Consider the following 13,397-nt stretch of genomic DNA (forward strand, 5'->3'; position numbering starts at 1 on the left):
CCCGTGGCACGCTACGAGTCACTGATCGCGACCCTCGGGAACACCCCGCTGGTCGGACTGCGCACCCTGTCCCCGCAGTGGGAGGGCGAGAAGCCGGTACGGCTGTGGGCCAAACTCGAGGATCGCAACCCCACCGGTTCCATCAAGGACCGCCCCGCGCTGCGCATGATCGAGCAGGCCGAGGCCGAAGGCCGGCTGACGCCCGGGTGCACGATCCTGGAACCCACCAGCGGAAATACCGGGATCTCGCTGGCCATGGCGGCGAAACTCAAGGGTTACCGCCTGGTCTGTGTCATGCCGGAGAACACGTCGGTGGAGCGGCGGCAGCTGCTCACCATGTTCGGCGCCGAGATCATCGACTCGCCGGCCGCGGGAGGTTCGAACCAGGCGGTGGCCAAGGCCAAGGAAATCGCGGTCGCCAATCCCGACTGGGTGATGCTGTATCAGTACGGCAACCCGGCCAACGCGCTCGCTCACTACGAGACCACCGGTCCGGAGATCCTCGCCGATCTGCCCGAGATCACCCATTTCGTGGCCGGTCTGGGCACCACCGGAACCCTGATGGGAACCGGGCGATTCCTGCGAGAGAATGTCCCGGCCATCGAGATCGTCGCGGCCGAACCCCGCTACGGCGAACTGGTCTACGGCCTGCGCAATATCGACGAGGGCTTCATCCCCGAACTGTACGACGAATCGGTGCTCACCAGCCGTTTCTCCGTGGGCCCCTACGACGCTGTACGCCGCACCCGCGAACTGGTCGGAGAAGAGGGGATCTTCGCCGGTATCTCCACCGGCGCCATCCTGCACGCCGCGCTCGGGGTCGCCCGCAAAGTGGTCGCCGCGGGCCGCCGCGCCGATATCGCCTTCGTCGTCGCCGACGGCGGCTGGAAGTACCTGTCCACCGGCGCCTACGACGGCACCCTCGAAGAAGCCGAGGAACGCCTCGACGGTCAGCTCTGGGCCTGAGTTTTCGGCGCGCTGGCGCGCGCGAGGGCGGGGCCCTATTAACCCCGGTTCTTCACTCCTCCGCTCAGTCGCTGCGCTCCTTCACTCCGTCGCTCCAGAACCGGGGCGGGCCCCGCCAGAAAATGCCGACTACCGGAATTGCACAGGCAGCCACGCACCGCGGTCGCAGTCGCCCCCGACACCTCTGTATTTCCATCTCGGCGGACATCGCCCGGATCTGGACCTGGACCGTTGAGAACGAGGGTTGAGCGGGGCCCCGGCCCGCGGCGCCCGGAACCGACGCAGTGAACCCAGTACGCTCGGGAGTAACGCGTCGGCTCAAGTAGTGCGTGCGAGGAGGATGTCGGTATGACCGGTGGTGCACCGCTGGGCGCTTCGTTCGACCCCGACCGTATCGCCGCACTCCGGCCGCAGGGTGGTGGGCCCGCACCCGGTGAGCCGGGGGCCGGGCGGTTCGCGGCGACCCGGCGTACCTGGTCGCGAGCCGGGATCGTGACCCTGGCGTTCGTGCTGGTGCTGTATCTGATCGAGGTCGTCGACGCGATGATCGACTTCTCCATCGATCGGACGCTGGGTATCGAGCCTCGCGAGGTCGACGGTCTGGACGGAATCGCATTCGCTCCGCTGCTGCACCACGGCTGGGACCATTTGATCGGCAATACCCTGCCCGTGCTGATCCTCTTCTTCCTGACCCTGGCCACCGGGATCCGCCGGGGCCTGGCCGCCACCGCGATCGTCTGGATCGTCGCCGGGGCGGGCACCTGGCTGACCGGCGGTGAGAACACCGTGCACGTCGGTGCGTCCTCGCTGGTGTTCGGCTGGCTGACCTACCTCATCTGCCGCGGCTGGTTCGCCCGGCAGATGGGGCAGATCGTGCTGGGGCTGGTGGTCCTGGTCCTCTACGGCTCACTGCTGTGGGGAGTACTGCCCGGTCAGGACGGAATATCATGGCAGGGACACCTTTTCGGCGCTATGGGTGGACTGTTCGCCGGGTGGGTACTCTCCAGTGATGAACGTCGACACCGCCGTCAACTCCGCGCCGGGCCCCTCGCCCCACCCCGGTGACCGCGGGTGCGGCCAGTATTTTCGGGGGATGCTGTCTTGAATCGGGAAACATCGTGGCAGCATGGTGACATGCGCCTCACCGTCATCGGGTGCTCGGGCAGTGTGTCCGGCCCGGATTCCCCCGCGTCGGGTTATCTGCTGACCGGTCCGGATATGTCGCCGGTCGTCATCGATTTCGGTCCGGGCATCCTCGGTGCGCTGCAGCGTTTCGCCGATCCGGGTGAGGTCGACATCTTCCTCACTCATCTGCACGCCGATCATTGCCTCGACCTTCCCGGTCTCCTCGTATGGCGGCGTTACCACCCTTCTCCCCCGGCCGGGAAGGCGATCGTGCGCGGCCCGTCGGATGCGCCGCTGCGTATCGGCAATGCTTCGGCCGAGGTCGGCGGACAATGCGACGACTGGTCCGATGTGATCGACTTCCGTCCGTGGGCCGAGGGTGAGACGGTCGAGTTCGGTCCCGGGCACACCATCACCGCCCGGCGGATGTTCCACCCGCCGGAGTCCTACGGGCTGCGGATCGTCACCGCGGCGGGCCGCACCTTCGTCTACACCGGCGATACCGCGGTCTGTCCGGCGGTACGAGAACTCGCCCAGGGCGCGGATGTCCTCATGGCCGAAGCGTCGTGGACCCACGATCCGGCGAATCGTCCGGCGGGCGTCCACCTTTCGGGAACCGAGGCCGGCCGGATCGCCGCCGAGGCGGAGGTCGGGGAACTCCTGCTCACCCATATTCCACCCTGGACCTCCCGCGAAGATGTCATCGCCGAGGCCAAGGCCGAGTTCACCGGGCCGGTGCACGCGGTCACCCCCGGTGAGAGCTTCGACCTCTAGGCCCGGGCATATCCCGGCACCGGTACCCACTACGCTGAGCCCGTGTCGAGACGAGCCGATGGCAGGGCGGACGACGAACTCCGCGAGGTACGGATAACTCGAGGCTTCACCACGCACCCGGCAGGTTCGGTGCTGGTGGAGTTCGGGCAGACCCGAGTGATGTGCACGGCGAGCGTCACCGAGGGTGTGCCGCCGTGGCGGCGCGAATCGGGTCTCGGCTGGCTCACCGCCGAGTACGCGATGCTCCCGGCCGCCACCCATACCCGCAGCGGCCGGGAATCGGTCAAGGGGAAGGTCGGTGGACGCACCCAGGAGATCAGCCGGTTGGTCGGTCGCTCCCTGCGTGCCTGTATCGACCTCGCCGCCATCGGCGAGAACACCATCGCCGTGGACTGCGATGTCCTGCAGGCCGACGGCGGCACCCGGACCGCCGCCATCACCGGTGCGTACGTCGCGCTGGCCGACGCGGTCACCTATCTCGGCGCGGCCGGTGGGCTCGCCGATCCGCAGCCCATCTCCTGTGGGATCGCCGCGGTGAGTGTCGGTGTGGTGGACGGCCGGGTCCGGCTCGATCTTCCCTATGAGGAGGATTCCCGCGCCGAGGTCGATATGAACGTGGTGGCCACCGATACCGGAACATTGGTGGAGATCCAGGGCACCGGCGAGGGCGCGACCTTCCCGCGGACCACCCTCGACAAATTGCTCGACTCCGCCCTGGCCGGTTGCGAGCAACTGTTCACCGTGCAGAAGGAAGCGCTGGCCCTGCCCTATCCCGGTGTGCTGCCGGAGGCCACCGAGACCTCGAAGAAGAAGTGATGACGCGCCGGGTCCTCCTCGCCAGCCGCAACGCGAAGAAACTGACCGAACTGCGCCGCATCCTGGCCGAGGCCGGAGTCTCGGGTCTGGAGATCGTCGGGCTCGACGATGTGCCGGAGTATCCGGAGGCCCCGGAAACGGGCGCGACCTTCGAGGAGAACGCGCTGGCCAAGGCACGCGACGGGTCCCGCGCCACCCGGTTGCCGTGTATCGCCGACGATTCCGGAATCGTGGTCGACGCGCTCAACGGGATGCCGGGGGTACTGTCGGCGCGCTGGTCGGGCCGCCACGGTGACGATGCCGCGAACAACACCCTGCTGCTGGCGCAGCTCTCCGATACCCCGGACGAGCGCCGGAGCGCCAGTTTCGTTTCCGCGTGCGCACTGGTGATACCGGCCGGCGCGGAGATCGTGGTGCGCGGCGACTGGCCGGGCACCATCGCCCGGGAACCGCAGGGTGACGGCGGTTTCGGCTACGACCCGGTGTTCCGTCCCGACGGTGGTGAGCGCAGCGCCGCGCAGCTCACCCCGGCGGAGAAGGACGCTGCGTCACATCGCGGACGTGCGCTGGCGCAGTTGCTCCCGGCGCTCGCCGCGCTGGCGGGCTGAGCACCGGCCGGGGCCGTCAAACCCCGAAGTCGCGCTTGACCTGCTGAGTGTTGCGGTGCTCGACGAAGAACGACAGCAACGGAACGGTGCCCGCGAGGAGCGTGCCGACGGTGCGCTTGATCGGCCACCGGACCTTCACTGCCAAATCGGCGGTGAGAATCAGGTAGATGAAATACGCCCAGCCGTGCACTACCGCGATCCAGCTCGGCGTGTCCACACCGAAGCCGTACTTGGCGATCATCTCGGCAGTGAGGAACAGCAGCCAGAGACCGGTGACCCAAGCCAGGACGCGGTAGCGCAGTAGTGCTCCCGCGATCCGCCGGTCGCCGGGGGGCGCGGCGGCCTCGGGTGCGGTGGTGGCGTTCTCGCTCGCGGTCAACCCGCGCTCCTCTCGGTTTCGCGGGCCGCGCCCGCCGGGCGGTCCGCGACGCCGTCGTCGGCGTTCAAGCGGGCCAGATAGCTGTTGTATTCGGCGAGCACGGGATCGTCGTCCCGGGCGGCGCGGGGGCGTTCGGGCAGGAAACCGGCCGGAATCTCCCGTGGGCTGTAGGCCGGGGCGTCGCGGCGGCCGGTGAACAGCCCCGTCTTCGCACGCGATCCGGCCGGCCGGACCTCGTCCACGGTTTCCGCCGGAGCGTCCGGACCCGCGAGCGCGGTCGAGACGGTTGTGCCCGGCGCTCCCGGACCGGATTCCTGTTCCAATCGCACGAACCGGAAGTAGGCGTACAAGGCGAACCCCGCGAACAGCGGCCACTGCAGCGCGTATCCGAGATTCTGCGCGGTGCCGCTCGCCGAGGAGAACCGCTCCCACTGCCACCAGCCCAGGGCCAGCGCGGCCACTGCCAGTACAACCACCAGGACAACCAGGGCCGGGCGGTGCACGGTGCGGCGGGGTGTTGCGGACACGGCTACCACGGTACCCGTCTACTACACGGACCGTAGTGTGAGGTGGATATCGCGGCAGCCGGTATCGACGCCGGTCAGAACTTGTAGGTGATCCCGGTGAGGCGTTCGGATTCCTCCCACAGCCGCCGCCACAGGTCGGTGTTCTTGGACAGGCGGGTCGACGGGGACGCCTCCACCGGCCCCTGCGACTGGAACAGCCGGGTCGGACCCCAGTAGGTTTCCGGGTCGGCGTCCGGGGTGGTGGCCGCGAACAAGGTCGAATGCGCGGCCTTCGCCGGGGCATGCCCGACCAGCTTGATGACCGGTTTGCTGACCCAGTCCAGCGGGGTCTCGGTGCGGGTGAACAGTTCGGTCGCCGAAACACCCGGATGCACGCCGTAGGAGCGTTTCGCGGATCCGGCCGCCGCCAGCCGGCGCTGCAATTCGCGCGCGAACATCAGGTTGGACAGTTTGGCCTGAGCGTAGGCCAGGTTGCGCTGGTAGCGGCGGTTCTCGTAGTTCAGGTCGTCGACCCAGAGCTTGGGGGTCTGTTTGTGGGCGATACTCGCCAAGGTCACCACGCGGTCGCGCACCCGGTCCAGCAGCAGCCCGGTGAGCGCGAAGTGGCCGAGGTGATTCACCCCGAACTGGGTTTCGAATCCGTCGGTGGTGCGCGAGAACGGCACGTTCATCAGGCCTGCGTTGTTGACGAGTACATCGAATTCGCCTATGGACTCGGCGAATTCGCGTACCGAGGAAAGATCGGCCAGATCCAGTCGACGGACCTGGAGATCACCGCCGATGGAATCGGCGACCTGCTGAGCCTTCTCGGTGTTGCGGCAGGCCAGCACCACGGTCGCGCCTTTCCCGGCGAGTACCTTGGTGGTCTCGGCACCGAGCCCGCCGTTGGCCCCGGTGACGACGAAGGTGCGCCCGCGCTGGTCGGCTATCTGATCAGGTTTCCACGCCATGGTCCGACCTTACTTCTGAGTAAGAATGGTGGGAAGGGCGCCACGACCTCCGGTGTGGTGAGAACGAACCTCCCGGGTGGAGCCGGAAGGACAGGCCGCCGCGCGACTGCGCGCACGGCTGTCGGTGTGGCGCAGTAGGCTGCCCGAGTGCCCGAACTCCCGCCCGTATCAGACCTGCTGGCGACCGCTGTGACCGCACTCGGCGGCAAGGAACGCCCGGGTCAGCTGACCATGGCCGCGGCGGTCGACAATGCCATCCAGAACAAGGAGCATCTCGCCGTACAGGCCGGGACCGGCACCGGGAAATCGCTCGCCTATCTGGTGCCCAGCCTGCGGTACGCGGTGCGCACCGGTCGCACGGTGGTCATCTCGACCGCCACCATCGCACTACAGCGCCAGTTGGTGGATCGGGACCTGCCCCGCCTTGCCAAGGCGCTGGCGGATCCGCTTCGCCGCGCGCCGGAGTTCGCGATCCTCAAGGGGCGCAACAACTATCTGTGCCTGAACAAGATCAACAGTGCTGTCCCGGAAGAGCCCGCCGAGGCCGAACTGTTCGACGCGTTCGCGGTCTCCCGGCTCGGGCGGGAGGTGAAGCGGCTCAACGAATGGGCCTCCGATACCGAAACCGGCGATCGCGACGAACTCGCGCCCGGTGTCGGCGATCAGGCCTGGCGGCAGGTCAGCGTGTCCTCGCGCGAATGCCTCGGGAAATCCCGCTGCCCGTTCGGGCAGGACTGCTTCGCCGAACTGGCCCGCGCCGAATCGGCGAAAGCCGATATCGTCGTCACCAATCACGCGCTTCTCGCGATCGACGCCATCAGCGGCATTCAGGTACTGCCCGAACACGATCTCGTGGTGGTGGACGAGGCGCACGAACTCGTCGACCGGGTGACCGGGATCGCGACCGCGGAACTGTCCGCCACCGCCATCAGCGCCGCCGCCCGGCGCTGCGCCAAACTCATCGACGAGCGCGAGGTCGATCGGCTCGAGGAGGCGGCCGAGGCCTGGCACACCGTTCTCGACGAGCTGCCGCCGGTCCGCTGGGACAGCATGCCCGAGGGCGTAGCCGGGGTGCTGGCACTGATCCGGGACGCCGCCTGGAACGCCCGCACCGCGCTCAACCCGCCGGGCTCGAGCGCTCCCGGGAACGACCCGGAGGCCGCCGGGCGGAATATGGCCATCGCCGGAGTGGAGGAGATCCACGACAGCGCGGTCCGCGCGCTCACCGCCTTCGACGAACCCGATCCCGCGGTGCGCCGCGATGTCGTGTGGTTGTCGGCCGACGAGATCCGCGGGGTCACCCGGCGCACGCTGCGAATGGCACCGCTGGCCGTTGGCGGGCTGCTGCGCAGTCAATTGTTCGGTGCGGCAACAGTTGTCCTCACCTCCGCAACCCTGCAGATCGGCGGTAATTTCGACGGCCTCGCCCGCACCTGGGGTTTGCCGCCGCAATCCGGCGGCCGCGTGGACACGGCGACCGCCAGCAGCGCCGAGGCGCCGAGCGACGTCGATACCGTGCGCTGGAGTTCGCTGGATGTCGGTTCGCCGTTCGACCACGCCAAATCCGGAATCCTCTACGTCGCCCGGCATCTGCCGGCGCCGGGTCGCGACGGGCTGCCGCCTGCCTACCTCGACGAGATCGAGCGACTCGTCGGCGCCGCCGGCGGGCGCACCCTGGGACTTTTCTCTTCCATGCGGGCCGCGAAGGCCGCCGCCGAGGTACTGCGTAAACGGCTGGACACCCCGATCCTGTGCCAGGGCGAGGATTCCACCGGCGCCCTGGTACGGAAATTCGCCGACGACCCGGAAACCTCGCTCTTCGGCACCCTTTCACTCTGGCAAGGTGTCGACGTCCCCGGCCCGTCGCTGAGTCTGGTGATCCTGGACCGTATCCCGTTCCCCCGCCCCGACGACCCCTTGCTGGCGGCTCGGCAGCGAGCCGTCGAATCGCGCGGCGGTAACGGATTCCTCACGGTCGCCGCGACCCATGCCGCGCTACTCCTCGCCCAGGGCACGGGCCGGCTGCTGCGCAGCGTCGACGACCGCGGGGTCGTGGCGATCCTCGACCCCCGGCTGGCCACCGCGCGCTACGGCGGGTTCCTGCGGGCGTCGCTGCCGCCGTACTGGGAGACGGCCGACCCCGAGGTGGTGGCCGAGGCGCTGCGCCGCCTGTCCGCCGCGGCCACCGTCTGACACCGGCCCCGCGTCTCCGTCGAATCGTCGCTATCGAAGGCTCAGAGCGCACTCTCGAGAATCAGGGTGAGCACCGCGGCGACCACGGCGGCCGCCACCGCGATCGCGCCCCAGACCACTCCGCCGCGCGCCCACGGGCCGTTGTGGTCCACCGAGAATCGGCCCGGCCCGGTGAATGCGAGCGTCGCCGCCACCGTGGCGAAGAGCAGGCCTGTCTCGTAGCCCTGGCCGGTTAACAGCCCGCCGCTGAAGGTCGTATCGATGATGACGATGGTGGTGCCCAGCACGATGGCGGCACCCAGCGGGGACAGCGCGCCCAGTGCCAGCAGCAGGCCACCCACCAGTTCACTGAGCCCGGCCAGCGTGCCGAAGAAGCCGCCGGGGTTGAAGCCCATCTGATCGAAACCGGCATTGTTGGCCGCCAGGCCGGGCCCGTCGAACCAGCCGAAGAGTTTCTGGGTGCCGTGTGCGGCGAACAGCAGGCCGAACACCACCCGCAGGATCAGCAGGCCGATATCGGTGGACAGATTCCGGTCCCTGGTCGCCGGGACCGCGGTACGGAACGATGTCGAGTCGGCGGTCATGAGAACCTCTCATTTCCTATCCGGGTAGTCAGCCGCGAAAACAAACAGACCGGGGCCCGATTCGAGCCGTCAACGGTTGCAAACCCGGCCCTCGCACAGGCTATTCCGCCAGGAAGAAGAAATAGCTCAGGAAGATCAGGGTCAGCACCCACATCACCGGATGCACCTCACGGAACCGGCCGCGGGCCACCATCACCACCGGGTAGAAGATCATTCCCATGGCCAGCCCGTTGGCGATCGAATACGTCAGCGGCATCATCACGATGGTGATGAAGGCCGGTACCGCGAACTCCAACCGAGTCCAGTCGATATCCCCCAGCGACCGGGCCATGAGCACCCCGACAACGATCAGCGCGGCCGCGGTCACCGCACCCGAAGCCGCCACCACCGCGAATATCGGATAGCAGAACATCGCCACCGCGAACCACGCGGCCGTCACCACGGCGGTCAGCCCGGTTCTCCCACCCGCCGATACTCCGGCGGTCGATTCCACGTAGGCGGTCGTCGTGGAGGTGCCGATCACCGCGCCCGCCATGGTGCCCACCGCGTCGGCGGACAACGCGCTCGCGGCCCGCGGCAGCCGGCCTTCGCTGTCGAGCAGGCCCGCCTGATTGGCGACCCCGATAAGGGTGCCGGACGCGTCGAAGAAATCGACGAACAGCATGGTCAGGATCACCACCGCCATCTGCGCGGTGAACGCGTCGGGCAGATGGATGATCGCCTGCCCGAAGGTCTCGTCCAGTCCCCGGGGCAGCGCGGCGACCCCGTCGGGCACATCCACCAGCCCGGCGATCATCCCGACCACCGCGGTCAGCACGATGCCGTACAGGACCGCCCCGTGCCAGCCGCGCACCAGGAAGATCACGGTGACCACCAGGCCGAACAACGCCAGCACCGTCGTGCCCTCGGTGAAATCGCCGAGCTTAACCAGGGTCGCGTCACTGTTCACCACGATGCCCGCGTTCTTGAACCCGAGGAACGCCACGAACACGCCGACCCCGGCCGCTACCGCGAGCTTCAACTGCAACGGGATCGCGTTGAGGATCTTCTCCCGGATCCGGGTCACGGCCAGCACGAAGAAGATCACACCGGACAGGAGCGTGCCCGACAGTGCGACCTGCCAGGGGATCCCCATGCCCAGCACCACCGAGAACGCGAAGAACGCGTTCAACCCCATCCCCGGCGCCAGCGCGATCGGATAGCGCGCCCACAAACCCATCACCAGGGACCCGGCCACCGCCGAGACGGCTGTCGCGGTGAACACCGCCTGCGTCGGGATGCCCAGATCGCCGAGCGCGCCCTGGTCACCCAATATCGACGGGTTGACCGCGAGCACGTAGCACATGGCCAGGAACGTCACCGTTCCCGCCATCAGCTCGCGGCGCATGGTCGAGCCGTGCACCCCGACAGCGAAATACGAATCGATCCGCCCGCGGGTCCGGGTCAGAAGATCGGTGGCCATGGGACCTCCAGTCGGCTGGACAAGATATGCGCCCGCATGCGGACGGGAGCGGACCGGAGTCCGGCAGCAGCTCGCCGGGCACCGTTCCGGCGGGGCCCGGCACACCCTTGCCGAACCGAACCGGACGGCGACAGGTCCGTACGCCCCCTGCTGGTGGTCGCGCTGTACACAGAGCTGGTGGTCGTGCTGTACACAGATGGGAGGTCCGGCGCCCGGCAGCGCCAGTGTGGAACGGTATCCGATACCTGTTACGAACCGAAGTCGCCTCGACGGCCTACCCGCCGGAACTCAGGCGTTGACCACTCTGCCCAGTTCGGCGGGGGTCGCCAGCAGATCGTGAGACGGCAGAACCCGGACCGTGTAACCGACCGCGCCCGACAGCGGAACCGGGGTGACGGCGGTGAACACCTCCAGCCCGGATTCAGCGGAGTCACGGCCGGCATGCGACATCGGGACGGTGGTCGTATCGGACAGATCGTCCTCGGGGGAAACCCGGCCCAGGACCGCTTGAACTGTCACATCGCCGGGACCGAGACCGCCGAGATCCACCCGCGCCGTCAACGACAACCGCGCCCCGATCACCGGGGTGTCCGGTAGACCCGCCGCGTCGACCTGCGCCACCCGCACACCGGGCCAGGCATCATCCACCCGCCTGCGGTACTCCGCGACCTCCCGCGCCCCCCGCAGACCCGCCTCGGTGGCCCGCCGGCCGGCCGCGGCCGCCGGAGCGTAGTACCGCTCGGCGTACTCGCGCACCATCCTGTCCGCAAGCACCTTCGGACCGAGGGAGTGCAGCGTGTGACGCACCATCTCGACCCAGTGCGCAGGTATCCCGTCCGCGCCGCGATCGTAGAAATGCCGCGCGACGGTACGCTCCATCAACTCGTAGAGCGCAGTCGCCTCCAGATCGTCGCGGCGGTCGTCGGCGGCGACCCCGTCGGCGGTCGGGATCGCCCACCCGTTCTCACCGTCGAACATCTCGTCCCACCAGCCGTCCCGGATGGACAGGTTCAGCCCGCCGTTGAGCGCCGACTTCATACCGGAGGTACCGCACGCCTCCAGGGGTCGCAGCGGATTGTTCAGCCACACATCACAACCCCAATACAGATACCGGGCCATGGACATGTCGTAGTCGGGCAGGAAAGCGATGCGATGACGCACCGCCGGATCATCGGCGAACCGCACCACCTGCTGGATCAGCGCCTTACCGCCCTCGTCCGCAGGATGACTCTTACCCGCCACCACCAGCTGTACGGGACGATCGGGATCCAGCAGCAGATCCCGCAGCCGCTGCGGATCACGCAACATCAGGGTCAGCCGCTTGTAGGTCGGCACCCGGCGCGCGAACCCGACGGTCAGCACCTCGGGATCGAACACCGAATCCACCCAGCTCAGTTCGGCATCGGCCGCGCCGCGCTGCCGCCACGACTCCCGCAGCCGTCGCCGCACCTCCCCGACCAGTTTCGCGCGCAGGGTCGCGCGGATCCGCCAGAGCTGCTCCGGCTCCAGATCACCCATCCGCTCCCAGACACGCGGGCAGTCGGAGGCGTCCGGCAGTTCCCCCCATTCCCGCGCGGCCCAGGTCGGGGCGTGCACTCCGTTGGTGATCGATCCGATCGGCACCTCGGCGGCGTCGAAACCGGGCCACAAGGGGTTGAACATGTCGCGACTCACCGCACCGTGCAACCGCGACACCCCGTTCGCGCGCTGGGCCAGCCGCAACCCCATATGCGCCATATTGAACACCGCCGGATCGGCCTCCCGGCCCAGCGCGATGATCCGGTCCACCCCGATCCCCGGCAGCAGCGGCGACTCCGATTCCCCGGACGACCCGCCGAAGTACCGATGCACCAGCGACACCGGAAACCGATCGATCCCGGCCGGTACCGGTGTATGCGTGGTGAACACGGTTCCCGCGCGCACCGCGGCGAGCGCGGTATCGAAATCGTGTCCCGAGGCCAGATACTCACGAATCCGTTCCAGACCGAGAAACCCCGCATGGCCCTCGTTCATATGGAATACCTCGGGGTCGGCGAGCCCGGCCGCCGCCGTATAGGCCCGGACCGCCCGGACCCCGCCGATCCCGGCGAGGATCTCCTGCTCGATCCGGTGCTCCTGATCTCCGCCGTAGAGCCGGTCGGTGACCGATCGCAGATCCGGATCATTGGCCGCGATATCGGAATCCAGCAGCAACAACGGCACCCGCCCCACCTGCGCGATCCACACCCGTGCCGTCAGCACCCGCCGATCCGGCATCGCCACGTGCACCAGCACGGGCGAGGAATCGGCGGCCAGCTTCCGCAACGGCAGGCCCTGCGGATCCAGCGACGGATACCGCTCGGCCTGCCAGCCGTCGGCGGTCAGCGATTGCCGGAAGTACCCCGATCGGTACAGCAGCCCCACCGCGATCAGCGGCAACCCCAGATCCGACGCCGCCTTCAGATGGTCACCGGCCAAGATCCCGAGTCCGCCCGAATAGTTGGGCAGAACCTCGGTCACCCCGAACTCCATCGAGAAATAGGCGACCCCGCCCACCCCGAAATCGGCGGCGGGCCGGTCCAGATAGGCCCGTAGATCGGCCGCCACCGCATCCACCCGCCGGCAGAAATCCTTGTCGCCGGCGAGCGCGTCCAGCCGCTCGGGCGGCACCTCCCCCAGCATCCGTACCGGATCGTGCCCGATCTCCGCCCACCGGTCCGGATCCAACGCGGCGAACACGTCCTGCGTCGGACCGTGCCACGACCAGCGCAGATTGGTGGAGAGCTCGCCCAGCGCGGCCAGACGCTCCGGCAGATGGGCGCGGACGGTGAACCGACGCAGTGCCTTCATCCGCCCGAGCTTATTGGCTGTATCTATTTGCCCCGCCTTCGGCGGGGCGGGTCGGGGCCCTATTAACCCCGGTTCTTCACTCCGGCGCTCAGTCGCTGCGCTCCATCGCTTCGTCGCTCCAGAACCGGGGCGGGCCCCGACTTCGTTGCTTTCCCCAGCCTTCGGCGGGGCGGTCGGGGGCGGG

At 68.4% G+C, this 13,397-nt stretch carries 12 protein-coding genes; 6 read left to right on the forward strand and 6 right to left on the reverse strand.

Translation table 11 applies throughout. The annotated features are described in order from the left end of the window. Positions 1-3: 3 nt before the first annotated feature. The 5 genes from OG405_RS20915 (at position 4) to rdgB (ending at position 4,289) form a co-directional block, all read left to right on the forward strand. A complete protein-coding gene (locus OG405_RS20915) occupies positions 4-966 on the forward strand; it encodes a PLP-dependent cysteine synthase family protein (RefSeq protein ID WP_327148165.1) in 963 nt (320 codons plus the stop codon). Positions 967-1,314: 348 nt separating this feature from the next. Beyond that, positions 1,315-2,031 (forward strand): rhomboid family intramembrane serine protease, encoded by a 717-nt coding sequence (locus tag OG405_RS20920; protein ID WP_327148166.1) that lies wholly within the window; start codon positions 1,315-1,317, stop codon positions 2,029-2,031. Between the two features lie 69 nt (positions 2,032-2,100). Then, complete coding sequence (locus OG405_RS20925) at positions 2,101-2,865, forward strand: cyclic nucleotide-degrading phosphodiesterase (protein ID WP_327148167.1); 765 nt, start codon at positions 2,101-2,103, stop codon at positions 2,863-2,865. 42 nt (positions 2,866-2,907) lie between these two features. Further along, a complete protein-coding gene (rph, locus tag OG405_RS20930) occupies positions 2,908-3,681 on the forward strand; it encodes a ribonuclease PH (RefSeq protein ID WP_327148168.1) in 774 nt (257 codons plus the stop codon). Continuing rightward, positions 3,681-4,289, forward strand: coding sequence for an RdgB/HAM1 family non-canonical purine NTP pyrophosphatase (gene rdgB, locus OG405_RS20935; protein WP_327148169.1), 609 nt, complete (start codon positions 3,681-3,683; stop codon positions 4,287-4,289). The genes rph and rdgB overlap by 1 nt, the downstream gene beginning before the upstream one ends. Before the next feature lie 16 nt (positions 4,290-4,305). On the opposite strand, the gene OG405_RS20940 is transcribed toward rdgB, so the two are convergent. From OG405_RS20940 to OG405_RS20950, 3 genes are all read right to left on the reverse strand, one after another. Next, positions 4,306-4,605, reverse strand: coding sequence for a DUF3817 domain-containing protein (locus OG405_RS20940; RefSeq protein WP_245664774.1), 300 nt, complete (start codon positions 4,603-4,605; stop codon positions 4,306-4,308). Between the two features lie 59 nt (positions 4,606-4,664). Beyond that, a complete protein-coding gene (locus OG405_RS20945) occupies positions 4,665-5,195 on the reverse strand; it encodes a transcriptional regulator (protein WP_327148171.1) in 531 nt (176 codons plus the stop codon). A 74-nt stretch (positions 5,196-5,269) separates the two neighbouring features. Then, positions 5,270-6,145, reverse strand: a complete 876-nt coding sequence (locus tag OG405_RS20950; protein WP_327148172.1) for an oxidoreductase — start codon at positions 6,143-6,145, stop codon at positions 5,270-5,272. Between the two features lie 147 nt (positions 6,146-6,292). Between OG405_RS20950 and OG405_RS20955 the strand changes: the two genes are divergently transcribed. Then, entirely contained in the window at positions 6,293-8,338 is a 2,046-nt protein-coding gene (locus OG405_RS20955) for an ATP-dependent DNA helicase (RefSeq protein ID WP_327148173.1), read from the forward strand. Positions 8,339-8,379: 41 nt separating this feature from the next. On the opposite strand, the gene OG405_RS20960 is transcribed toward OG405_RS20955, so the two are convergent. The 3 genes from OG405_RS20960 to glgP all read right to left on the reverse strand — a co-directional run bounded on the left by OG405_RS20960 (position 8,380) and on the right by glgP (position 13,213). Continuing rightward, positions 8,380-8,922, reverse strand: coding sequence for a DoxX family protein (locus OG405_RS20960; RefSeq protein ID WP_327148174.1), 543 nt, complete (start codon positions 8,920-8,922; stop codon positions 8,380-8,382). A gap of 100 nt (positions 8,923-9,022) precedes the next feature. Continuing rightward, the gene (locus tag OG405_RS20965; RefSeq protein WP_327148175.1) at positions 9,023-10,384 is read right to left on the reverse strand and encodes an NCS2 family permease; all 1,362 of its coding nucleotides are present in this window, start codon (positions 10,382-10,384) and stop codon (positions 9,023-9,025) included. A gap of 288 nt (positions 10,385-10,672) precedes the next feature. Then, the gene (glgP, locus tag OG405_RS20970; RefSeq protein WP_327148176.1) at positions 10,673-13,213 is read right to left on the reverse strand and encodes an alpha-glucan family phosphorylase; all 2,541 of its coding nucleotides are present in this window, start codon (positions 13,211-13,213) and stop codon (positions 10,673-10,675) included. Positions 13,214-13,397: the final 184 nt, after the last annotated feature.

Source organism: Nocardia sp. NBC_01329, assembly GCF_035956715.1.
Taxonomy (GTDB): domain Bacteria; phylum Actinomycetota; class Actinomycetes; order Mycobacteriales; family Mycobacteriaceae; genus Nocardia.

Bases quoted from the DNA above. Each gene is read 5' to 3' on its own strand.
- OG405_RS20960 (WP_327148174.1), bottom strand. From the start codon at position 8,922: ATGACCGCCGACTCGACATCGTTCCGTACCGCGGTCCCGGCGACCAGG.
- OG405_RS20965 (WP_327148175.1), bottom strand. From the start codon at position 10,384: ATGGCCACCGATCTTCTGACCCGGACCCGCGGGCGGATCGATTCGTAT.
- rdgB (WP_327148169.1), top strand. From the start codon at position 3,681: ATGACGCGCCGGGTCCTCCTCGCCAGCCGCAACGCGAAGAAACTGACC.
- glgP (WP_327148176.1), bottom strand. From the start codon at position 13,213: ATGAAGGCACTGCGTCGGTTCACCGTCCGCGCCCATCTGCCGGAGCGT.
- OG405_RS20950 (WP_327148172.1), bottom strand. From the start codon at position 6,145: ATGGCGTGGAAACCTGATCAGATAGCCGACCAGCGCGGGCGCACCTTC.
- OG405_RS20925 (WP_327148167.1), top strand. From the start codon at position 2,101: ATGCGCCTCACCGTCATCGGGTGCTCGGGCAGTGTGTCCGGCCCGGAT.
- OG405_RS20920 (WP_327148166.1), top strand. From the start codon at position 1,315: ATGACCGGTGGTGCACCGCTGGGCGCTTCGTTCGACCCCGACCGTATC.